Genomic DNA, 20,889 nt, shown 5'->3' with positions numbered 1-20,889 from the left:
CGCCACCGGAGTGTTCATGTCCCGCTTCCGCCTGTGCCTGAGCATCGTCTGCCTTGCGAGCATTCCCGCGGCGCTGGCCGCCGACCGCATCACCGGCCGCGAGTTCGCCACCCGCAGCGAGGTCTACGCCCCGCATGCGATGGCGGCGACCTCGCATCCGCTCGCCACCCAGATCGCGCTGGACGTGATGCAGTCCGGCGGTAGTGCGATGGATGCGGCGATCGCGGCCAATGCCGCGCTGGGGCTGATGGAGCCGACCGGCAACGGCATCGGCGGCGACCTGTTCGCGATCGTCTGGGATCCGCAGACCGGCAAGCTGCACGGCTACAACGGCTCGGGTCGTTCGCCGAAGTCGCTGACCCTGGCCGAATTCCGCAGGCGCGGCCTCACCGACGTTCCGCCGCACGGCCCGCTGCCGGTAAGCGTGCCCGGGACGGTCGATGCCTGGTTTGCCCTGCACGGCAAGTTCGGCCGCAAACCCATGGCCGAAAACCTGGCGCCGGCAATCCGCTACGCGCGCGAGGGCCATCCGGTGCACGAGACGATCGCCCACTACTGGAGTCTCTCGGTCCCCCGCCTGTCGAAATGGCCCGGCTACGCCGAGCAATTCACCGTCGTCGACGGCAAAGGTGAACGCCGCGCGCCGCGCACCGGCGAGACCTGGAAGAACCCCAATCTCGCCGGCACCCTGGAGCAGATCGCGCAGGGCGGGCGCGATGCGTTCTACAAGGGCGAGATCGCGCGCACCATCGACGCCTACTTCAAGGCCAACGACGGCTTCCTCAGCTACGACGACCTGGCCGCGCACCAGGGCGAATGGGTCGAACCGGTCAGCACCAACTACCGCGGCTTCGATGTGTGGGAACTGCCGCCCAACAGCCAGGGCATCGCCGCGCTGCAGATCCTCAACCTGCTCGAGCCCTACGACCTGAAGCGTTACGGCTTCGGCAGCCCCGAGCACGTGCATCTGTTCGTGGAAGCCAAGAAGCTCGCCTTCGCCGACCGCGCCGCGCTGTACGCGGATCCGGATTTCTACAAGACGCCGGTGTCCAGGCTGGTGTCCAAGGCGTACGCGAAGCAGCGCGGCAAGGCGATCTCGATGGAGCGCGCCGCGAGCGCAGTCGAGGCGGGTGTGATCCCCGAACTCAACCAGGGCGACACCATCTATCTCACCGTCGCCGACGCCGACGGGATGATGGTGTCGCTGATCCAGTCCAACTACCGCGGCATGGGCAGCGGCATGGCGCCGCCGGGGCTGGGCTTCATCTTCCAGGATCGCGGCGAGATGTTCGTGCTCAAGGAAGGCCATCCCAACAGCTATGCCCCGGGCAAGCGGCCGTTCCAGACCATCATCCCGGCCTTCATCACCAAGGACGGCAAGCCGTGGATGAGCTTCGGCGTGATGGGCGGGGCGATGCAGCCGCAGGGCCATGCCCAGATCGTGATGAACCTGATCGACTTCGGCATGAACCTGCAGGAAGCCGGCGACGCGCCGCGCATCCAGCACGATGGCGATACCGAACCCACCGGCCAGAACGCTACCCCCGAGGGGAGCGGCGAGGTCGACCTGGAATCCGGCTTCCCCTATGAGACCGTGCGCGCACTGATGCGCAAGGGCCACAGCGTGCGCTTCGCCGACGGCCCCTACGGCGGCTACCAGGCGATCCGGGTCAACCAGCACGGCGGCTACATCGGCGCCAGCGAATCGCGCAAGGACGGTCAGGCGGCGGGGTACTGAGCACCGGACACGGTCCGCGCCGCAGCCGAACCGGCTATGCTCGGTCGCGAGGGCCGGCGGCGATCGCGCGCCGGGGTGCGACGCGGGCCGCCGCGCGGGGATGGGGACTACATGCAGCGTCACGATCGCCGCTTTCGCAAGCGGTTCGGCTCGGCCTTGTTGTGGCTGGCCGTGAGCCTGGTCTGGCCCTTGCACGCCGAAGTGCGCGAAGTGCGCCCGGGCGAGGATCTCCAGTTGCCGGCCGGCAGCGGCTTGCTGCTGGTCGCGGTGGACACCGACATTCCGCTGCAGGCTTTGCGGATCAAGCGCAACGGTACACTTTTCGATGCCGAATCGATCAAGGATATCGGGAAGGGCAGAACTACGCGCCTGTACGTGGTGCCTGCCGGGAGATATCGCTGGGATACCGTGAGGAAGCCCCTGCGAAGCTTCGAACTCGGGGAGAACGAGGAATATTCCTTTGAGGTGAAGCAGGGGATCCTCAATTATCCGGGTGACCTCATCTACCGGGATATCGACGAGTTCAACGCCATGGTCCATGTCGCCAACCGCGGCCTGCTGGCGATGGACTGGATGGATCAGACGTATCCGGAGCTGTCGGAGCGGCACGTATTGACCTACATGGGGCATTACCCCGATCCGTTTCCTGCGTTCTACCGCCAACACGGCGGCGGCACTGATGCCGATGGCGAGCGTGCTGCCGCGCCCGCAGAGGCCACCACGACGCCCTTGCCGGAAACAGTCGAAAATCTGTGGAAGCCCACCGCTGTAGACCTGATCAGCATCAATCCGGGCGGTGATCTGGTTGCCGTGGTTGATCGCGAGAAGAGGGGCGCGAAGTGGCATTGGACGATCAGGATGATCGATTTGCGCAGTGAGATGTCGGTGTTGGCGCTCGAATCCCCGGTGGAGATTTCGCGTATCGACTGGTCAGGCAACCGCGCACTGATCGTCAGTTGCGGCGAGCAGCATCAGATCGACGCGGTGTTTGTGCTGCATGTCCGGGGAGAAGCGGCTCAACGTACCTACGAGCGGGTGAAGGTGCCGGTGAAGGGCTTGCTGGTGGATCCGTTGCCTAACGATCCGGACCACATCCTGTTCGCCAGCCTCTACATTGGCCCGCTAGGTGCGGACGTCCAGGTGCATCGGCTCGACGTCTCGACGCAATACTTTCTCAACCGGTTCGAGTACGGCCGCACCAGCGCGTTGGACAGGGGCCTCAAGGACGACCGGCAGTGGTTCACGGATGCGGCCGGCAATCTGCGCGCCGCCATCGTTGTACGCGAAGAGAGCCGGGTGCTGGTGCACGGGCGCGATGGCCAGTTCCGCGACGTGATGACGCTCGACGACGGAGAGACGTTCTCTCCTTTTGGGCTTTCAACCGACGGTAACCTGATCTATGGATGGAGCGAAAAGGATCGCGAGCAGCGCGATCTGGTTGAAGTCGATCCGGCGACCGGCAGGATCGGACGCACGTTGTTCTCGCGCCGCGGGGTGGACGTGCAGGGTGCGCTGTTCGACGGTCAGCGCAACCTGATAGGCGCGACCTACTACGAGGACGGCCAGCTGGTCAGCGAATATTTCGACGCGGCCAGCAAGGCACTGGACGAACGGCTGCAACGCGCCTTTCCGGGTAGGACCGTACGCATACTCGACCGCGATGCCGCATCCCGCCAGTTTCTGCTGCTGGTTGGCAGCAGCGATCAGCCGAGCGAGATCTACCACCTCGACGCAGACGCGAAGCGTGCGGCGCTGCTGCTGCAGACGCGGCCCTGGTTGAATGGGCGCAGTTTCGCGCCGTCCCGCATCGTCCGTGCCACAAGTAAAGACGGATTCCCGATCGAGGCCTACCTCACACTCCCCAAGGCGCAGGAGCCCGTGCCGCTGGTGGTACTGGCGCACGGCGGTCCGATCGGCGTGCGCGATTCGCGCTACTTCGATCCCGAAGTGCAGTTCCTCGCCGCGTTGGGCTATGCGGTGCTGCAGGTCAACTTCCGCGGTTCGGAGGGTTACGGCAGCAAGTTCCGGGCGGCTGGCAAGCGCAGCTACGGCACCCTGATAGAGGATGACATTGATGCCGCGCTTGCCGCGGCGCTTGCCGCCCACGCCCTCGACCGCGAGCGCATGTGCGCGATGGGATCGAGCTATGGCGGCTATTCGGCGCTGGTGTCCGCCATCCGCTGGCCAGAGCGGTTCCGCTGCGTGGTATCGATGGCCGGAGTCAGCGACCGGACGCTGTTCTTCACCGCCAGCGATTCCGGGCGCAGCAAGGAAGGCCGCAAGGAGCTGGAGGAAGCCATTGGCGACCCCCACACCGAAACCGAATCCATGCAGGCGTATTCGCCCCTGTATCGCTATCGCGACCTCACGGTGCCGGTATTGCTGGCACATGGCACCGAAGATTTCCGCGTCGACTACGAGCACACGCGCCGGCTGGCGCGGATGCTGGGCAGCGCCGGTCGCCCGCCCGTCCTGGTAACCCTGGAGGGCGAGGCCCACGGTGTGGAAGACCAGGCAAACCAGAAAAAACTGTGGGAAGCCGTGGCTGCCTTCCTGCGGGCCAACCTGGGCGTTGCCCCGGTGGCGGGGTCGCACTAGCCCCGGTTGGCTGCGACCAGCGGCTGCGGGGCGCAGCTCCACGCATTGCGGGCCCATGCCGACGCCGCGCCGGTGTACCCTCGCCGCTCTTGTGCCCGGTCGGAGGTGTCGATGAAGACGGTTCTGGTGGCCAGTTCCAAGGGTGGGGTGGGCAAGACCACCATCGCGACCCATCTTGCCGCGCAGGCGGCGCTGGCCGGGCAGCGCACGGTGCTGGTCGATGCCGATCCGCAAGGCTCCTCGACCCGCTGGGCCGAGCGCCGGGCCGGGCTGGAGAGCGCGGTGCTGCCGCTCGACGGCGGCCGCAAGGATTGGCGCAAGAAGGTCCCTGACGACACCCAGCAGGTGGTGATCGATGCCCCGGCCGGCGCGATGGCCGGCGATCTGGAGCGGTTCCTCGACAAGGTGGACGCAGTGGTGGTGCCGGTGCTGCCTTCGGCGCTGGATATCGAAGCCACCGTGCCCTTCCTCAATACGCTGGCCAAGCTGCCGCGGGTGCGCAGGGGCGATCTGCGCGTCGGTCTGGTGGGCAACCGGCTCAAGCCGTGGACCAACGCCTCGCAGCAGGCGCTGGACCTGTTCAAGGCGTGGCCCTATCCACTGGTGGCGCAGCTGCGCGACAGCCAGGCCTACGTGATGCTCACCGGCCTGGGCAAAAGCCTGTTCGACTATCACTCGCAGCAGGTGCGCGAACACCAGGAAGACTGGCAGCCGCTGCTGCGCTGGGTACGCAAGGCCTGAGCGGCAACGCAACGCGGTGAGAGGCTTCATCGCCGGCTCACGCCCCCGTGCGTGCGGTCGGCTACGCTTGTCGTCCTCCCCCGACAGTCGAGTTGCGTCATGCGCGAACTGATCCTGCTGCGTCACGCCCATGCCGATGCGGTCGCGACCGGGCAGATCGACGCCGACAGACCGCTTTCCGACGAAGGACGGAGCGAGGCCCAGGCCGCGGCGCGCTGGCTGAAGGCGCAGGACCTGGTGCCGGACCGGATGCTGGTGTCGCCCACGCAACGCGCCCGCGAGACGGCCGAGGCCGTCGTTGCCGAATTGGGTCCGGTCCCGACCCGGGAAGAAGCCGCGATCTACGAGGCCTCGCCAGGCGACCTGGCGGGGCTGGCCGACCAGAACCGCGATGCGATCCGGCTGCTGATGGTCGGCCACAACCCCGGGTTCGAGCAGCTGGCCGCGCTGATGCACAGCGGCCAGTCCGGCGATTATCGCGGCATGCCGCCCGGCGGGATCGCGGTCCTGCGGCTGCCGGTGGACGCGGCGATCGAACCGGGCATCGCAAGCCTCGTCGCCTTCTGGTGGCCATGAATCCAGCCCGGACGCGCGTCCTGCGCGCGATCGGTGCGGCCTGCCTCGCCTGCCTCCCGTTCGCGGCAGCTGCGCAGGCGTTCGACTCCGCGCATACCCACATCGGCTTCGTGCTGCACACGCGCTGGGGCCAGCAGCTGGAAGGCCGGTTCCCGCGATACGAGGGTGCCGTGCGTGCCCTGCCCGACGGCTATCAGCAGGTGACGATGCGCCTGGCCACCGCCGACGTGGAAATCGTCGGCTATCCGCGCTACACCGAATTCGCGCGCGGCCGCAAATTCTTCGACTCCCAGCGGTATCCCTGGGTCAGCTTCACCTCCGATCCCTACCTGCCCAGCCTGCTCAGGGAGGGTGGCAGGCTCACCGGCACCCTGCACATCCATGGGGTGGCCCAGCAGGAGATCTTCACCGTGGAGCCGGCAGTGTGCGCGCAGCCGGGCATCGGCTGCGACCTGGTGGCACGCGGCAGCGTGCGCCGGGAGGACTACGGCATGGACGACTGGAAGGTGGCCGTGCGTGCGCGGGTGAGTTTCGAACTGCGGTTGCGGCTGCAATCCGGGGCCTTGCCGTGACCCGGCAAGGGGCGATGCCGCGCTGGTTGCGCGCGGCAGTGCTGCTGTTGGCGGCGGCATCCGGCGCCTGTGCCACGCTCTCCCCGGTCGAACGCGCGCGTGCTGCGCAGGTGGCGCACGCCGCGCGATCGAGCGAGCTCACCTGCGCGCAGGCCGACGCCTGCGCCCAGGATTCATCGCTGCGCGATCTTGGCGCGCGCGCGCTGACCGAGAGCGGCCCGGCGGCGCCGCGACACTATGCGCTGATCCTGGATTACGGACAGGATGCCCTGATCTCGCGGATCAATCTGTTGCGCGCGGCGCGCACCCGGATCGATCTGCAGACCTACATCTTCGACGAGGACGACGCCGGCCGGCTGGCGCTGGAGGAACTGCTCGCAGCCGCGCGCCGCGGCGTACAGGTGCGGGTGCTGATCGACCAGCTGTCGGCACTGAAGAAGGTCGACACGCTTGCGGCCTTGGCCGGCGTGCACCGCAATTTCGAGGTACGCATCTACAACCCGGTGCTGGGGCGCGCACGCATCAACTACCCGCAGTACCTGCTGGCTGCGGCCTGCTGCTGGCGCCGCCTGAACCAGCGCATGCACAGCAAGCTGCTGGTGATCGACGGCCAGGTCGCGATCACCGGCGGCCGCAACTACCAGGACGATTACTACGACTGGAGTGACGAGTACAACTTCCGCGACCGCGACCTGCTGCTGGCCGGTCCCGAAGTCGCGGCGATGCAGGCGAACTTCGACACGTTCTGGGGCAGCCGGCGCAGCGTGCCGATCGAGCAACTGGCGGACGTCGGCACTTTCCTGCTACGCAATGGCGTGCGCGAGTGGAACGCGCCGGAGTACGAAGACCCCGCGCGCGTGGCGGCGGTGTCGCGCGAGGCCGACGACGCGGCGCTGATCACCGAGCGCCTGACCGGGGCGGCATTGCCGGTCGGCGACGTCCAGTTCCTCGGCGACCTGCCGGAAAAGCATGGACGCGACGAACAGGACGCGCTCGCGCCTTCCACCGGCGGACTGCGCGAGCTGATCGAATCGGCGCAGGACGAAGTGCTGTTGCAGACGCCGTACCTGGTGCTGTCGAAGCCCGCGCAGCAGATGTTCCGCGACCTGCACGATCGCGCGGCTGCGCCCAAGGTCAGGGTGTCGACCAACAGCCTGGCTGCGACCGATTCGTTCATCACCTACGCGCTCTCGTACAAGTACAAGCGGCGCTACCTGCGCGATTTCGGCTTCGACATCTACGAATTCAAGCCATTTCCCGAGGACGCGCCGATCGACGTCGATGCCACCGGCGCGGTGGACATCGGCTGGCAGGACGACGGCACCCCGCTCATCGACGGCGCGCCGGTGCTGGAGAGCGAGCGGCGCCATGGGCCCAATGGCGATGCCAACGGCGCGCCGCGTCCGCTCACGCGCGAGTATTCGGCGCTGCGCTTTGCCGGCTACAACGTCAACGACCGGGTGCCGCTCAAGCGCGCCGGCGTGCGCGTGGGCCTGCATGCGAAGTCGATGGTGATCGACGAGCGGATCGGCGTGGTCGGCACCCACAACTTCGACCCGCGCGGCGACAGTTACAACACCGAGAGCGCGGTGGTGATCGACGACCCTGCGTTCGCGCAGCAGCTGGCCGCCAGCATCCGCCGCGACATGGCCCCGCAGAATGCCTGGACCATCGCCCGGCGCGACAAGCCACTGGTGTTCTCAGGCCTGGAGTATTCGCTGGCCAAGGTGTCCGAGCACCTGCCGGTGTTCGACCTGTGGCCGATGCGCTACGCCACCAGCTACGAGTTCAAGCCGGGACCCGAGTGCCCGATGCCGTTGCCGCCGGATGATCCACGTTTCCGCCTGTGCTACGAACCGGTAGGCGATTTCCCCGAGGTCGCGCTCGGGTTCAAGAGCCTGCTCACGCGCATCTTCACCGCATTCGGGGCGGGACTGGCTCCGATCCTGTAGGGCGGGCCCGGGCCTGCCTTGGCGCTAGTCGCGCAGCGGCGCATGGTCCGCCGCGATCTGCGCCTCGCTCAGGCGCAGGAACCGCGCAGCGTTGTTGTAGAGGATGTCGCGCTTCTGCTCCGCGTCCAGGAACGGCGCGGTCTCGATTGTCTTGATCGCCTCGCCGATCGCGTCGGGCCAGTACATCTGGTCGGAGCCGAACATGATCCGCTTCTCCAGCCCCGCATCGACCATGCGCCTGAGCGCATCGTGGAACTGCGCGCGTGGCAGGCTCCAGTTGTTGCAGGACACGTCCACGTACAGGTTGGGGTGGGTGAACATCATCGCGACCATCTCGTCCACCAGCGGCGAGCCGTAATGCATCACGTAGATGCGCAGCTTCGGATGCTTGCGCAGCACATCTTCCAGCAGGAACGGTGAGCCCATGCTGGCGCGATAGTCCTCGTAACCTGGGAAACGCGCCGCCGCCGGGGGACCCTCGCCCAGGTGGATGCCGACCGGAATGTCCAGCTCCTCGGCCAGCGCGAAGTAGGGTGCGTAGCGCGGATCGTCGGGCCGATGCCCGCGGTACTGGATGTAGACCTCGCCCAGCACCGACAGCTGGCCGGCCGCATGCAGCGCGCGCAACTCGGCGATCGATTTTTCCTTGCGCTTCCCGAAGGCGACGCCGGGGAGGATCAGGTCCGGCGCGGCCTTGCGCCAATCGGCGACCAGTTCGACCGGTCCTTCGGTCATCGCACGCCGCACGTCGTGCCGACGCAGCGCGGCAATGGTGCCGTCGCGCAGGCCCGCATCGTCCGCGGCCGCGAATATCGGCTTGTCGCAGGTCATGAACTTGGCGAAGTCCAGCGCTTCGCCCGGATCGATGGTCGGGATCAATACCTGCTGGTCGCCAGGGCAGGCCGGGGTGCCGGGCGGCAGTTCGTCCATCGGGTAGGCATGCAGATGCATGTCGATCACGGGCTGCACGGCGGGCCGTCCAGCGGCGACGCCCGCCAGCGGAATGGAGAACAGCAAGCTGCAGACCAGTCGCTTCATTCACGGATCCCCCTGGAAAGTCCCACTGGCTAACGGCAACCGTTGCGAGGCCAGGCCTGGGTCTAGGTCGTCAGTCATGGCAACGGTTTGCGCCGTCCGCCCATCTCAATGAGGGAGCCGGCGCGGCGCGACATCGCCGGCCGGCACACCCCCCGCAAGACCCATGACGTCAGACCCATGACTTCTGGCACATACAACTGAGGAACTGGTGTTGTACTTTACCAACACACCATTTCACCAAGACAGCAAGACACCCACGGAGACCACCATGAACGCCAAGACCCAGACCCCCGCCAACGCTTCTTCCAACGTCATCGCCCTGAATGCCCGCCGTGAGCGCCGCGAACGCGACTTCGGCATCGGCTACGGCAACAGCAGCGGCTATGCCAGTTCCAAGCGCTACACCAACGACTGGGGCCTGACCCGCTTCCGTTGCGCCTGACCCCTCCATTCGCACCACCAGCCCCCGCTGGACCACCACGGACCCTTGCCATGAACGCCCCGACCCCCCGTACCCCGACCCCGAACCGCGACCACGCCGACAACGTGGTGGCTCTGCAGGCCCGCCGTGAGCGCCGCGAGCGCGATTTCGGCATCGGCTACGGCAGCAGCAGCGGCTACGCCAGCGCCAAGCGCTACGTGAACGACTGGGGCCTGACCCGCTTCCGTTGCGCCTGACCCACCTCGCCTCTCCCACGTCACCTGATTCACCTCGGCTTACCAAGCCACCCAGGAAAACCGCCATGAACGCCCTGATGACCGCCCCAACCCCGAACCGCCGTCCCGCCACTCCAGTGGAGGCCCTGCCGGCCCGCCGTGAGCGCCGCGAGCGCGATTTCGGCATCGGCTACGGCAGCAGCAGCGGCTATGCCAGCGACCGTCGCTACGTGAACGACTGGGGCCTGACCCGCTTCCGCTGCGCGTAATCTCGAGCTCCCCCGGCGCGGCCGGCGCAGTCCCTCCTCTCTCCCCTCTGCGTCGCCGCCGCCGGTTTTTGCAGCCGCCTTCCCCGGGCGGCTGACTTTTATGGAGGGACGCCGGCCGCTATGGTGCCGGCATGAATCAGCTTCGCACCGGCGCCTTCCGGCGCACCACCTCGCTCGAAGCCCTCAACGCCATGTCCCATGGCACCGCGATGGAGCCGCTGGGCATCGTCTTCACCGAGATCGGCCCCGACTTCCTGCGCGCGACCATGCCGGTCGATGCGCGCACCCACCAGCCCTATGGACTGCTGCACGGCGGAGCTTCGGTACTGCTGGCCGAAACCCTCGGCAGCACCGCCGGCATGCTCAGTGTCGACGAAGGCCAGGGCGTGGTGGGGATCGAGATCAATGCCAATCACCTGCGCGGCGTGCATGAGGGCCTGGTCACCGGCACCGTGCGTGCGCTGCATACCGGGCGCAGCACCCAGGTCTGGGAAATCCGGATCGAGGATCCGGCCGGCAAGCTGGTGTGCATTTCGCGCCTGACCGTGGCGGTGATCGCCCTGCCAGGCAAACCCTTGCCCTGACCATCTTTCGATCCCGTCCCCGTAGCGGACGTAAACCGGCGGCCTTGCGGATGGGACGCAACGCGCGTGAGCCTTCGTTCCGGGTCGGCGCGCGCCCTGGCCCGCCGCGGCGGCCCGGGCCCGATCGCGTCGGAACGCAGGTCGCGGCGCGATTGGGTGCCCGGCTCCATTCGGCTTCGGTATCGTGCGCAGGTGAACCCGGCCTCCGATCCCCTGCGCCAGCTGCGCTACCTCTACCGCGTGCCCTTGCTGGTATGGCATCTGCTGATCGACCTGCCGCTCACCCTGCTGGCGACTGCCCTGCCTATCCATCACGTCCGCCTGCGCGACGGCGAGCGCCTGGATTACCGACTGATCCGGGCCTGGCAGTCCGGGCTCATGCGCGTGTTCGGGCTGCGCATGCGCAGGGTCGGCGCGCCGCTTCCGGGAGCAACCGTCTTCGTCGCCAACCATGTCAGCTGGATCGACATCGTCGCCCTGCACAGCCAGCGGATGATGGGATTCGTGGCCAAGCGCGAGATCGCGGGCTGGCCGTTCGTGGGTTGGCTGGCCACGCGCGGCGAGACCATCTTCCACCAGCGTGGCAGCACCGAATCGCTGGGCGGGGTGCTGCACGAGATGCTGGCGCGGCTGCGCGCCGGGCGCTCGGTCGGAGTCTTTCCGGAAGGGCGCACCCGCGATGGGCACGCGGTTGGCCCGTTCCACGCCCGCATCTTCCTGGCCGCGGTGGAAGCCGGCGTGCCGGTGCAGCCGGTGGCGCTGCGCTACGGCGAGCACGGCAGCGCGCAGACCGTCATCGCGTTTGCGCCGAACGAAAGCTTCTTCGCCAATTTCCTGCGCCTGCTCGGCGAGCCGATGCGCGACGCGCAGGCGATCTTCCTGGAACCCATCCCCTCCGATGGCGGCGAAGGGCGACGGCGGATCGCAGAACTCGCGCGCGAGCGGATCGTGGCGGCGATGACCGAAGGCACGCGTGACTAGCGGAGACTTTCCGAGGCGTCAGCAGATGCTCAGCGCAGCCGACTACCGACCACCGCACTGGCTGCGCAGTCCGCACGTGCAATCGGTGCTGGGCTCCAGCCCGCTGCGCCGCCGACGCGGGGCGAAGGCGATCCAGGGCAGTGGCGCGATCTCGGTCGAGCAACTGGTGGACGGCGGCGACGGTGTGCGCCTGCACGGACTCTACAGCCATGTTCCCGGAGTCGAGCCGCGCGGGCTGGCACTGCTACTGCACGGCTGGGAGGGCAGCGCCGAATCCAGCTACATGCGCCTCACCGCGGCGAGGCTGCTGGCCAAAGGCTTCGCAACGTTTCGGCTCAATTTCCGCGACCACGGCGACAGCCACCACCTCAACGAGGCGTTGTTCCATTCCAACCGGATCGATGAGGTCGTGCATGCCGCTGCCGACATCGCGCGGCGTTTCCTGGCGCCGGGCCTGCCGATGGTGGGTGCGGGCTACTCGCTGGGCGGAAACTTCATCCTGCGCGTCGCCCTGCGCGCGCCTGCAGCCGGGTTGCCGCTGGCGCGCGTTGCCGCAGTGTGCCCGGTGCTCGATCCGGCCCTGACGATGGAACAGATGGAACGCGGCCTGTGGTTGTACCTGCGCTATTTCGAACGCAAGTGGCGCGCTTCACTGGTGCGCAAACGCGCACTGTTTCCGCAGTACCACGATTTCGACGATGCCACTCTGAAGCTGGGCATGCGCGAGCTGACCACCTGGATGGTGGAGCGGCATACGGACTTCGGCACCCTGGACCGCTACTTCGAAGGCTATTCCATCGCCGGCGAACGGCTGTCCGCGCTGACCGTGCCGGCCGACATCCTCATGGCCGAGGACGATCCGGTGATCCCGGTGGCCGAATTCCGCGCCCTGCGCCTGCCCGCCACCGCGCACCTGGATATCGCGCGATGGGGCGGACATTGCGGCTTTCTGCAGAACGCGCGCCTGGACGGATTCGCCGAAGGCTGGGTGAGCGATCGCCTGTCACAGGCGTTGACGCAGGTCTAGGGTTAACAGGCCCTAGGCGATACTCGCCGGCACAGGAGCAGACAATGAAGATCCGCAGCGACAGCTTCGAACACGGCCACCGCATCCCGCCCGAGTTCGCCATGGGCGCGCAGGACGGCTTCGGCGGCAACCGCAATCCGCAGCTCGCATGGAACGACGTACCCGAGGGCACGCGTTCGTTCGCGCTGCTGTGCATCGATACCGATGCGCCTACCGACGCCGCCCTGGTGGGCCAGGCGGGTGTGGAAATCCCGGTCGCACATCCGCGCGGAGACTTCGTGCACTGGGCGATGGTCGACATTCCAGGCGACGTACACGAGATCCACGCGGGCAGCTGCAGCGACGGCATCGACAAGAGGGGCAAGGCCGCGCCGCACGGCCCGGCCGGCGCACGCCAGGGCCTGAACGACTACACCGGATGGTTCGCCGGCGATGCCGACATGGCGGGCGACTACTTCGGTTACGACGGTCCGTACCCACCGCCCAACGACCTGCGCGAACACCGGTATTTCTTCCGCGTGTTCGCGCTGGACGTGGAGCGGCTCGACGTTGCGGACCGGTTCACGGCTGCGGACGTGTTCCGCGCCATGCACGGTCACGTGCTGGGCGAGGCATCGACCTACGGCACCTATTCGCTGCATCTGCCCCATTAGCCACTGGCGCGCCCGTGCCCGCGCGCTGAAGCGGCAGGCGCTGACGGTGTGGTTCGCCGCGCGCGATCCGGCGCTGCCGTGGCCACAGCGCGTGCTCGCGCTGGCGGTCGCTGCCTACGCGTTCAGCCCGATCGACCTGATCCCGGACTTCATTCCGGTGCTGGGCCTGCTCGACGATCTGGTCCTGATCCCGCTGGCCATCGCCCTGCTGATCCGGCTCACGCCGCCCGAGATCGTCGAACGCGCCCGCGCGCGGGCCGAACGCGCCGCGCAGCTGCCCACCAGCCGCATGGCGGCGGCCGCGATCGTGCTGCTGTGGGTACTGCTGCTGGGCCTGGGCGTGTGGTGGTGGTGGCTGCGCTAGCGCGATGCGCGAAACCAACCGTCACGCGCCGTTGGGAATGAGCAGCAGCAGCGCCGCACCGATCACGAAGCGATACACCGCGAACAGCGTGAAGCGGTGGCTCTGGATGTAGCGCAGCAGCCACTTCACCGCGACGAAGGCGGTGATCGCCGAGGCTGTGAACGCGATCGCCAATGCGCTCCAGTCCTCGTGCGCGGCCGCGCCGCTCCCGATCACGTCGAGCAGCTCGTAGGCGGTGGCGGCGAACATGGTCGGAATGCCGACCAGAAAGGCGAACTCGGTGGCGGCCGCGCGATTGGTCGTGCCTGCAAGCAGCGCGACGAAGATCGTGGCGCCCGAGCGCGAGGTGCCGGGAAACACACCGGCCACCACCTGCGCGATCCCGACCAGGATCGCGGCCAGCCAGGAGATCTGCACTCGTTCGCCCAGGGCCGCCGCGCGTCTGGCCGCCAGCTGCTCGGCTGCGATCATCCACACGCCACCGAGGATCAGGGCCCAGGCGATTGGCGTGATCCGTTCCGGCAGCTCCCATCCCAGCGCCTTGACCAGCAGTCCGCCGATCGCCGTTACCGCGAAGGCGACCAGCAGCTTGAACGCGTAATCGCGCGCTTGCGCCGGCGTCAGCGCAAGACCGGCCGGATCGTGACCGGCTGGTGCGCCGCGGCCGATGAAGCCCATCGCCAGATCCCACAGGCGTTGCCGGTAGATCAGGACCACCGCCAGGATCGCCCCGGCCTGGATCGAGATGTTGAACAGGTCGCTGCGGTGGCCCAGCCAGCGCTCGGCGATCAGCAGATGCCCGGTGCTGGAAATGGGCAGGAATTCGGTGATGCCTTCGATGATGCCGAGCAGCAGCGCGGCGAGCAGATCGGTCATGGGCCGGAGGTCTGGTCGGGGGACGGGTAAAAACGAGGCAGGGTACCGGAAGCCGGCCCTGGCCCTGCTCGGGTGCCGATCGGCAAGGGCGCTGCACGGAGGGCGGGCGGCGCGGACTTATGCACCATACCAGTGCAAACGCTAAATCGAGCACGTCCATCTTGGTGCATACAGGCGATACCTGCTCGCAACATTGCATGAAAATCAACTAGTTGGCGTGCGTTCCGGGTTGGCACACCCCTTGCTGGATACCCCGCAACCCTGCCCATCATCACGGAACCACCCCGATGTCCATCGAACACGTCGAAAAGCTGATCAAGGACCACAAGGTCGAATTCGTCGACCTGCGCTTCGCCGATATGCGTGGCGTGCAGCATCACGTCACCTTTCCCAAGTCGATCGTCGAGCCCGGGCTGTTCGAGGACGGCAAGATGTTCGACGGTTCGTCGATCAGCGGCTGGAAGGGCATCAACGAGTCGGACATGGTGCTGCTGCCCGATCCGGGCACCGCGTTCATCGACCCGTTCACCGCCGATCCGACCCTGATCCTGACCTGCGACATCCTGGATCCGGCCACGATGCAGGCCTATTCGCGCGATCCGCGCGGCGTGGCCAAGCGCGCCGAGGCGCATCTCAAGTCCAGCGGCATCGCCGACCAGGCCTTCTTCGGCCCGGAGCCGGAATTCTTCATCTTCGATGCCGTCCGCTTCGCCAACGACATGGGGCACACCTTCTTCCACATCGACTCGGAGGAAGCGCACTGGAACTCCGGACGCGAGTACGAAGGCGGCAACACCGGCTACCGGCCGATGATCAAGGGCGGCTATTTCCCGGTCGCGCCGCTGGATTCGCTGCACGACCTGCGCGCTGAGATGTGCAAGACGCTCGAGCAGGTCGGCATCGAGGTCGAAGTGCACCACCACGAGGTCGCCAACGCCGGCCAGTGCGAGATCGGCACCAAGTTCAACACCCTGGTGCAGAAGGGCGACGAACTGCTGACCATGAAGTACATCATCAAGAACGTCGCCCACCGCAACGGCAAGACCGCGACCTTCATGCCCAAGCCGATCGTCGGCGACAACGGCAGCGGCATGCACGTGCACCAGTCGCTGGCCAAGGGCGGGCAGAACCTGTTCAGCGGCGACGGCTATGGCGGCCTGTCGCAGACCGCGCTGTGGTACATCGGCGGCATCTTCAAGCACGCGCGTGCGATCAACGCGTTCGCCAACTCGACCACCAATTCCTACAAGCGCCTGGTGCCGGGCTTCGAGGCGCCGGTCATGCTCGCCTATTCGGCGCGCAACCGTTCGGCGTCGTGCCGCATTCCGTACGTTGCCAACCCGAAGGCGCGCCGCATCGAGATCCGCTTCCCCGATCCGATGAACTCCGGCTACCTGACCTTCGCCGCGCTGCTGATGGCCGGACTGGACGGCATCAAGAACCAGATCGATCCGGGCGGCCCCAGCGACAAGGACCTGTACGACCTGCCGCCGGAGGAAGAGAAGAACATCCCGACCGTGTGCCACTCGCTCGACCAGGCACTGGAGGCGCTGGACAAGGATCGCGAGTTCCTCAAGGCCGGCGGCGTGTTCAGCGACGACTTCATCGACGGCTACATCGCGTTGAAGATGCAGGAGGTCACCCGCTTCCGCGCGGCGACGCATCCGCTGGAATACCAGATGTACTACACCATCTGATGCTGCATGAGGACACCAAGGTCGCAGGCTTCGGGCTGGCGGATGTCCGGCCCGCCGCAGCGCGGCGGGCGTTCGGAGCGGGCGCGCGGCAGTGCCGCGCAAACGCCCACTCCGCACCCGCTCGAATACCAGATGTACTACACCATCTGATGGAGGACCGGATGCGAGTTGCTGCAGCTTCGGAAGGGCGGATGTCCGGCGCGCCGCAGCTCGAAAACCAGATGTATTACGCGATTTGATCAGTACGGTCGCGGCGGAGGGTGTTCCGTCGCGGCCCGGCCTGGTCGGGCGGGGCAAGCCCCGCTCGACCGAAGCAGGATTCGCACGAAGGCAGGGACGGGGTCCGGCGATATCGGGCCCACGGATCGGAACGATCCACGACAGGAGCAGGCAGTACGTGCAGGGCGCCGACAGAGTGCCCGCACGCAACAACACGCAACATCCGGGGAGGGCTTCCCTTGCAGTGGAGCCCATCATGTCGTTCAGCAACAAAAAGATCGCCACCGCCCTCGCCGCGATGCTCGGCCTCGCTGCCGCGGGCGCCGCACAGGCCGGTGTTTCCGGTTCGGCTGCATTGACCAGCGACTACGTCTTCCGCGGCGTATCGCAGACCAACGAGGATCCGGCCGTGCAGGCCGGCGTCGAGTACGCCCACGACAGCGGCTTCTATGCCGGTGCCTGGGGCAGCAACATCAGCTGGCTGTCGGATATTCCCGGCGACATCTCCAGCAGCCTGGAGCTCGACGGCTATGTCGGCTACCGCGGCAAGGCAGGCGACATCTTTGGCTATGACGTCGGTGTGCTGACCTACTACTACCCCGGCGATTTCCCCGACGGCTTCAGCCGTGCAGACACCACGGAAATCTATGTCGGTGCGACCGTCGCCCCGATCGAAACCCTGTCCTTGGGCCTGAAGTATTCCCACGCCCTCACCGAACTGTTCGGTTATGTCGGTTCGGAAGGCAGCGGCTATCTCGACGCTTCGCTCAACTGGACCTTCACCCCCGGCTGGACGCTAAACGTGCACGGCGGCAAGCAGTGGATCGAGGACAACGAGGACTTCGAGTACACCGACTGGAAGCTCGGCGTCACCAAGGCCTTCGAGAACGGCTTCTCGGTGGCCGCAGCCTATACCGACACCGACGCCGAGGAGGCGTTGTACACCAACGCGCTTGGCACCCGCATCGCCGACGGACGCTTCGCGCTCACCCTCGCCAAGGCGTTCTGATGGCCGCGACCGCATCGCACCACAACGGAGGAAGCAGATGAAACTGATCACCGCCATCATCCGCCCGTTCAAGCTCGACGAGGTGCGCGAGGCGCTCACCGAAGTCGGCGTGTCCGGGGTCACCGTGACCGAAGTCAAGGGCTTCGGTCGCCAGAAGGGCCACACCGAGCTGTATCGCGGCGCGGAATACGTCGTCGACTTCCTGCCGAAACTGAAGATCGAATGCGCCGTCACCGACGACATGCTCGAGGCGGCGCTCGAAGCCGTGCAGAAGTCCGCCGCCACCGGCAAGGTCGGCGACGGAAAGATCTTCGTCAGCGCGATCGAACAGGTCGTCCGCATCCGCACCGGCGAGATCGACGCCGATGCGCTCTAACCCGTCCTCGGAGGTCCCCATGAACACGCGATTGCTTTCCGGGTGGCGTACCCGCGTACACGCGCTCTGCTTGGCGGCGCTGTGCGGCTTGATGCTGACAGGCCAGGCTCTGGCCCAGGATCCGGCGACGGAAACGCCCGCAACTCCAGTGGCGGAAGCGCCGGCCGACGCTGCGCCGCCGTCCGCGTCGGAAACGGCGCCCGCGGAGGCTGCGGCCGCCGCGCCTGCGGAGGAAGCCGCGCCGGCGCCGGCCATCAGCAAACCGGACACGGTCTGGGTACTGGTATCCACGGCCCTGGTGATCTTCATGACCCTGCCGGGACTGGCGCTGTTCTACGGCGGCCTGGTGCGCTCGAAGAACGTGCTGTCGATCCTGATCCAGAACCTGGTGGTGTTCTCGCTGGTGGCGGTGCTGTGGGCGCTGTATGGATACAGCTTCGCCTTCACCGAAGGCAGCGCCTTCATCGGCGGCACCGATCGCCTGTTCGCCAACGGACTCGACGCCGCCTCCATCGGTGCCACGTTCACCAAGGGCGTGTACATCCCGGAGCTGGCGTTCTTCGTGTTCCAGGGCGCATTTGCATGCATCACCTGCGCGCTGATCCTGGGCGCGTTCGCCGAGCGCGTGAAGTTCGCCGGGGTCCTGCTGTTCACGGTGCTGTGGTTCACCTTCGCCTACCTGCCGATGGCGCACATGGTCTGGTTCTTCCCCGGCCCGGATGCGTTCACCGATACCGACGCGGTCGACGGCGTGCTCGCAAAATCCGGATTCCTGTTCGCCAAGGGCGCGCTGGATTTCGCCGGTGGCACGGTGGTGCACATCAATGCGGCGATCGCCGGCCTGGTGGGTGCGTATGTGATCGGCAAGCGCACCGGCTACGGGCGTGAGGCGATCAAGCCGCACAACCTGACCCTGACCATGGTCGGCGCCTCGATCCTGTGGGTCGGCTGGTTCGGCTTCAACGCAGGCTCGGCGCTCGAAGCCGGCGGCGTGGCGGCGATCGCCTTCGTCAATACCTTCCTCGCTACGGCGGCGGCGGTGGTGGCCTGGACCGTGGCCGAGTGGCTGATCAAGGGCAAGCCTTCGTTGCTGGGGGCGGCTTCCGGCGCGGTGGCCGGCTTGGTGGCGATCACCCCGGCAGCGGGCTTCGTCGGGCTCAACGGCGCGCTCGCGATCGGCGCGATCGCCGGCGTGCTGTGCCTGTGGGGCGTGAGCGGCCTGAAGAAGCTGCTGCGCGCGGATGACAGCCTGGATGTGTTCGGCGTACACGGAATCGGCGGCATCACCGGCGCACTGCTGACCGGCGTATTCGCCGCGCCCTCGCTGGGCGGCGCAGGGATCTGGGACTACGTCACCGAGACCGCGCTGCCCGACTACAGCATCGCCAGCCAGGTCTGGATCCAGGCGCAGGGCGTGCTGGTCACGCTGGTGCTGTCGGGCGTGGTAGCGCTGATCGCGTTCCTGATCGTCAAGTACACCGTCGGCCTGCGCGTTGCCGAGGATGCCGAACGGGAAGGACTGGACATCACTTCGCACGGAGAAACTGCATACGAAGCTTGAGGCGCCGCGGCGGGTGCTGTCCCTCCCCACGTCCGCCGCGCGATGCCAGATGCCGGCGCGCATGTTCGCATGCGCGTCGGCGTCCTTTTTTACCGAAGGCCTGTCCGATGAATTCCCTGACGCCGCTGCAACTGCGGCGCGCCGGCACCGAAGACGCCGCGCGCATCGCGGCCATCTACAACCATTACGTCGCCGACACGGTGATCACCTTCGAACTCGACCCGGTGCCGGTCGAGGAGATGGCGGCGCGTGTCGCCGAGATCAACGCGCAGGGACTGCCATGGCTGGTGGCGGAATCGGACAATGCGGTGGTCGGCTATGCCTATGCGAGCCAGTGGCGCGCGCGGGCCGCCTACCGGCACAGCGTCGAATCGTCGATCTACCTGGCGCCGGACGTCGTCGGTCGCGGGGTCGGGCGCGCGCTTTACGCAGGCCTGATCGCCGAATTGCGCGGGCTCGATGTGCATGCGGTGATTGGCGGCGCGGCATTGCCCAATCCGGCGAGCGTGGCCCTGCACGCGGCGCTCGGCTTCGAACAGGTCGCGCATTTCCGCGAAACCGGATACAAGTTCGGGCAGTGGGTCGACGTCGCGTACTGGCAGCTGCTGCTGCGCGATTCGGCATAATCCCGGCGTGCGCCCGCACCTCGTCAAGCTCCGTCCAAACCTCGTGCTGGCATGTCTGCTGCTTGCCGCCTGCGCGCAGGCGCCGGTGCGCAATCCACTGGCCGCCTGGGTGCCATCGCCGAATTACGACACGCGCAGGCCGGTGATCATCGTGCTGCATGCGACCGAGCAGGAGTCGGCACAGGAAAGCCTGGACACATTGCGCACCCGGAACAGCGGCGGCAAGGTCAGCGCGCACTATCTGATCGGCGAAGATGGCCGTCTCTACCAACTGGTCGCCGATGCAGAGCGCGCCTGGCATGCGGGCGGTGGTCGCTGGGGCGCGATCACCGATCTGAATTCCGCGTCGATCGGCATCGAGCTCGACAACGATGGCGTCGAGCCGTTCACCGAGCCGCAGCTCGCCGCGTTGCTGGTGCTGCTGCAGGACCTGTGCGAACGGCTGGACGTCCCGAAGACCCAGGTCATCGCCCATGCCGACCTGGCGCCGACGCGCAAACGCGATCCGGGCGCGCGCTTTCCCTGGAAGCGCCTGGCCGACGCCGGCTTCGGCCGCTGGCCCGCGGAGGCGACTATCGACCCGCCGGCCGGATTCGATCCCTGGCTCGCCATGCGCGCGCTGGGCTACCCGCTGGACGACCGGGCGGCGGCCGTGCGCGCCTTCCATCGCCACTACCGCGGGCGCGATGACGGCGACGATCCGCAGGCGGCCTTCGATGCGCAGGACCTGCGGGTCCTGCATGCACTGACCGATCCCGATGGCCGTTGAGCTGGC

Annotated in this window: 23 protein-coding genes; 21 read left to right on the top strand and 2 right to left on the bottom strand. The window is 67.1% G+C overall.

Going from position 1 to position 20,889, the window contains the following annotated elements; all coding sequences use genetic code 11:
* Positions 1 to 16 precede the first annotated feature (16 nt).
* From ggt to MC380_RS13965, 6 genes are all read left to right on the top strand, one after another.
* Positions 17 to 1,738 carry a gamma-glutamyltransferase gene (ggt, locus tag MC380_RS13990; RefSeq protein WP_242165476.1) on the top strand — a complete coding sequence of 574 codons (1,722 nt, stop codon included), beginning with the start codon at positions 17 to 19 and terminating at the stop codon, positions 1,736 to 1,738.
* 252 nt (positions 1,739 to 1,990) lie between these two features.
* Positions 1,991 to 4,336 carry a prolyl oligopeptidase family serine peptidase gene (locus MC380_RS13985; RefSeq protein ID WP_242165474.1) on the top strand — a complete coding sequence of 782 codons (2,346 nt, stop codon included), beginning with the start codon at positions 1,991 to 1,993 and terminating at the stop codon, positions 4,334 to 4,336.
* Positions 4,337 to 4,447: 111 nt separating this feature from the next.
* On the top strand, positions 4,448 to 5,077 hold the full coding sequence (locus MC380_RS13980) for a ParA family protein (protein WP_242101988.1): 630 nt from the start codon (positions 4,448 to 4,450) through the stop codon (positions 5,075 to 5,077).
* A 99-nt stretch (positions 5,078 to 5,176) separates the two neighbouring features.
* Complete coding sequence (locus MC380_RS13975) at positions 5,177 to 5,653, top strand: histidine phosphatase family protein (protein WP_242165473.1); 477 nt, start codon at positions 5,177 to 5,179, stop codon at positions 5,651 to 5,653.
* The gene (locus MC380_RS13970) at positions 5,650 to 6,225 is read left to right on the top strand and encodes a YceI family protein (RefSeq protein WP_242101986.1); all 576 of its coding nucleotides are present in this window, start codon (positions 5,650 to 5,652) and stop codon (positions 6,223 to 6,225) included. The genes MC380_RS13975 and MC380_RS13970 overlap by 4 nt, the downstream gene beginning before the upstream one ends.
* A 14-nt stretch (positions 6,226 to 6,239) precedes the next feature.
* Positions 6,240 to 8,177 (top strand): phospholipase D family protein, encoded by a 1,938-nt coding sequence (locus MC380_RS13965; protein ID WP_242165471.1) that lies wholly within the window; start codon positions 6,240 to 6,242, stop codon positions 8,175 to 8,177.
* A 24-nt stretch (positions 8,178 to 8,201) separates the two neighbouring features.
* On the opposite strand, the gene MC380_RS13960 is transcribed toward MC380_RS13965, so the two are convergent.
* A complete protein-coding gene (locus tag MC380_RS13960) occupies positions 8,202 to 9,215 on the bottom strand; it encodes an amidohydrolase family protein (protein ID WP_242165469.1) in 1,014 nt (337 codons plus the stop codon).
* Between the two features lie 268 nt (positions 9,216 to 9,483).
* On the opposite strand from MC380_RS13960, the gene MC380_RS13955 reads away from it, so the two are divergent.
* The 8 genes from MC380_RS13955 (at position 9,484) to MC380_RS13920 (ending at position 13,750) form a co-directional block, all read left to right on the top strand.
* Positions 9,484 to 9,657: a hypothetical protein gene (locus MC380_RS13955; protein ID WP_242101983.1), complete on the top strand. Its 174-nt coding sequence runs from the start codon at positions 9,484 to 9,486 to the stop codon at positions 9,655 to 9,657.
* A 50-nt stretch (positions 9,658 to 9,707) separates the two neighbouring features.
* Positions 9,708 to 9,893, top strand: coding sequence for a hypothetical protein (locus MC380_RS13950; protein ID WP_242101982.1), 186 nt, complete (start codon positions 9,708 to 9,710; stop codon positions 9,891 to 9,893).
* A gap of 65 nt (positions 9,894 to 9,958) precedes the next feature.
* Positions 9,959 to 10,141, top strand: coding sequence for a hypothetical protein (locus MC380_RS13945; protein WP_242101981.1), 183 nt, complete (start codon positions 9,959 to 9,961; stop codon positions 10,139 to 10,141).
* A 131-nt stretch (positions 10,142 to 10,272) separates the two neighbouring features.
* Positions 10,273 to 10,725, top strand: a complete 453-nt coding sequence (locus MC380_RS13940; RefSeq protein WP_242101980.1) for a hotdog fold thioesterase — start codon at positions 10,273 to 10,275, stop codon at positions 10,723 to 10,725.
* Between the two features lie 168 nt (positions 10,726 to 10,893).
* Positions 10,894 to 11,706 (top strand): lysophospholipid acyltransferase family protein, encoded by an 813-nt coding sequence (locus MC380_RS13935; RefSeq protein WP_242165522.1) that lies wholly within the window; start codon positions 10,894 to 10,896, stop codon positions 11,704 to 11,706.
* A 25-nt stretch (positions 11,707 to 11,731) separates the two neighbouring features.
* The gene (locus MC380_RS13930; protein WP_242101978.1) at positions 11,732 to 12,733 is read left to right on the top strand and encodes an alpha/beta fold hydrolase; all 1,002 of its coding nucleotides are present in this window, start codon (positions 11,732 to 11,734) and stop codon (positions 12,731 to 12,733) included.
* A gap of 44 nt (positions 12,734 to 12,777) precedes the next feature.
* Entirely contained in the window at positions 12,778 to 13,386 is a 609-nt protein-coding gene (locus tag MC380_RS13925) for a YbhB/YbcL family Raf kinase inhibitor-like protein (protein WP_242165467.1), read from the top strand.
* A 46-nt stretch (positions 13,387 to 13,432) separates the two neighbouring features.
* Positions 13,433 to 13,750, top strand: a complete 318-nt coding sequence (locus MC380_RS13920; RefSeq protein WP_242101976.1) for a DUF1232 domain-containing protein — start codon at positions 13,433 to 13,435, stop codon at positions 13,748 to 13,750.
* A gap of 21 nt (positions 13,751 to 13,771) precedes the next feature.
* Here MC380_RS13920 and MC380_RS13915 read toward each other — a convergent pair whose 3' ends face one another.
* Positions 13,772 to 14,626 (bottom strand): undecaprenyl-diphosphate phosphatase, encoded by an 855-nt coding sequence (locus MC380_RS13915; protein WP_242101975.1) that lies wholly within the window; start codon positions 14,624 to 14,626, stop codon positions 13,772 to 13,774.
* 287 nt (positions 14,627 to 14,913) lie between these two features.
* Here MC380_RS13915 and glnA point away from each other — a divergent pair, with 287 nt between their 5' ends.
* From glnA to MC380_RS13880, 7 genes are all read left to right on the top strand, one after another.
* Positions 14,914 to 16,323: a type I glutamate--ammonia ligase gene (gene glnA / locus MC380_RS13910; RefSeq protein WP_242101974.1), complete on the top strand. Its 1,410-nt coding sequence runs from the start codon at positions 14,914 to 14,916 to the stop codon at positions 16,321 to 16,323.
* A gap of 6 nt (positions 16,324 to 16,329) precedes the next feature.
* Complete coding sequence (locus MC380_RS13905; RefSeq protein ID WP_242101973.1) at positions 16,330 to 16,473, top strand: hypothetical protein; 144 nt, start codon at positions 16,330 to 16,332, stop codon at positions 16,471 to 16,473.
* 325 nt (positions 16,474 to 16,798) lie between these two features.
* Entirely contained in the window at positions 16,799 to 17,551 is a 753-nt protein-coding gene (locus tag MC380_RS13900; protein ID WP_242101972.1) for a TorF family putative porin, read from the top strand.
* A 37-nt stretch (positions 17,552 to 17,588) separates the two neighbouring features.
* Positions 17,589 to 17,927 carry a P-II family nitrogen regulator gene (locus MC380_RS13895; RefSeq protein ID WP_242101971.1) on the top strand — a complete coding sequence of 113 codons (339 nt, stop codon included), beginning with the start codon at positions 17,589 to 17,591 and terminating at the stop codon, positions 17,925 to 17,927.
* Positions 17,928 to 17,946: 19 nt separating this feature from the next.
* On the top strand, positions 17,947 to 19,488 hold the full coding sequence (gene amt / locus MC380_RS13890) for an ammonium transporter (RefSeq protein ID WP_242101970.1): 1,542 nt from the start codon (positions 17,947 to 17,949) through the stop codon (positions 19,486 to 19,488).
* Between the two features lie 107 nt (positions 19,489 to 19,595).
* Positions 19,596 to 20,114, top strand: coding sequence for an arsinothricin resistance N-acetyltransferase ArsN1 family B (locus MC380_RS13885; protein WP_242101969.1), 519 nt, complete (start codon positions 19,596 to 19,598; stop codon positions 20,112 to 20,114).
* 7 nt (positions 20,115 to 20,121) lie between these two features.
* On the top strand, positions 20,122 to 20,883 hold the full coding sequence (locus MC380_RS13880; protein WP_242165465.1) for an N-acetylmuramoyl-L-alanine amidase: 762 nt from the start codon (positions 20,122 to 20,124) through the stop codon (positions 20,881 to 20,883).
* Positions 20,884 to 20,889: the final 6 nt, after the last annotated feature.

The organism is Lysobacter sp. M15 (assembly GCF_022662515.1).
Taxonomy (GTDB): Bacteria; Pseudomonadota; Gammaproteobacteria; order Xanthomonadales; family Xanthomonadaceae; genus JAKPBU01.
This window is presented reverse-complemented; position numbering and strand designations above follow the sequence as displayed.

Bases quoted from the DNA above. Each gene is read 5' to 3' on its own strand.
- ggt (WP_242165476.1), top strand. From the start codon at position 17: ATGTCCCGCTTCCGCCTGTGCCTGAGCATCGTCTGCCTTGCGAGCATT.
- MC380_RS13980 (WP_242101988.1), top strand. From the start codon at position 4,448: ATGAAGACGGTTCTGGTGGCCAGTTCCAAGGGTGGGGTGGGCAAGACC.
- MC380_RS13975 (WP_242165473.1), top strand. From the start codon at position 5,177: ATGCGCGAACTGATCCTGCTGCGTCACGCCCATGCCGATGCGGTCGCG.
- MC380_RS13970 (WP_242101986.1), top strand. From the start codon at position 5,650: ATGAATCCAGCCCGGACGCGCGTCCTGCGCGCGATCGGTGCGGCCTGC.
- MC380_RS13965 (WP_242165471.1), top strand. From the start codon at position 6,240: ATGCCGCGCTGGTTGCGCGCGGCAGTGCTGCTGTTGGCGGCGGCATCC.
- MC380_RS13960 (WP_242165469.1), bottom strand. From the start codon at position 9,215: ATGAAGCGACTGGTCTGCAGCTTGCTGTTCTCCATTCCGCTGGCGGGC.
- MC380_RS13955 (WP_242101983.1), top strand. From the start codon at position 9,484: ATGAACGCCAAGACCCAGACCCCCGCCAACGCTTCTTCCAACGTCATC.
- MC380_RS13950 (WP_242101982.1), top strand. From the start codon at position 9,708: ATGAACGCCCCGACCCCCCGTACCCCGACCCCGAACCGCGACCACGCC.
- MC380_RS13945 (WP_242101981.1), top strand. From the start codon at position 9,959: ATGAACGCCCTGATGACCGCCCCAACCCCGAACCGCCGTCCCGCCACT.
- MC380_RS13940 (WP_242101980.1), top strand. From the start codon at position 10,273: ATGAATCAGCTTCGCACCGGCGCCTTCCGGCGCACCACCTCGCTCGAA.
- MC380_RS13930 (WP_242101978.1), top strand. From the start codon at position 11,732: ATGCTCAGCGCAGCCGACTACCGACCACCGCACTGGCTGCGCAGTCCG.
- MC380_RS13925 (WP_242165467.1), top strand. From the start codon at position 12,778: ATGAAGATCCGCAGCGACAGCTTCGAACACGGCCACCGCATCCCGCCC.
- MC380_RS13915 (WP_242101975.1), bottom strand. From the start codon at position 14,626: ATGACCGATCTGCTCGCCGCGCTGCTGCTCGGCATCATCGAAGGCATC.
- glnA (WP_242101974.1), top strand. From the start codon at position 14,914: ATGTCCATCGAACACGTCGAAAAGCTGATCAAGGACCACAAGGTCGAA.
- MC380_RS13905 (WP_242101973.1), top strand. From the start codon at position 16,330: ATGAGGACACCAAGGTCGCAGGCTTCGGGCTGGCGGATGTCCGGCCCG.
- MC380_RS13900 (WP_242101972.1), top strand. From the start codon at position 16,799: ATGTCGTTCAGCAACAAAAAGATCGCCACCGCCCTCGCCGCGATGCTC.
- MC380_RS13895 (WP_242101971.1), top strand. From the start codon at position 17,589: ATGAAACTGATCACCGCCATCATCCGCCCGTTCAAGCTCGACGAGGTG.
- amt (WP_242101970.1), top strand. From the start codon at position 17,947: ATGAACACGCGATTGCTTTCCGGGTGGCGTACCCGCGTACACGCGCTC.
- MC380_RS13885 (WP_242101969.1), top strand. From the start codon at position 19,596: ATGAATTCCCTGACGCCGCTGCAACTGCGGCGCGCCGGCACCGAAGAC.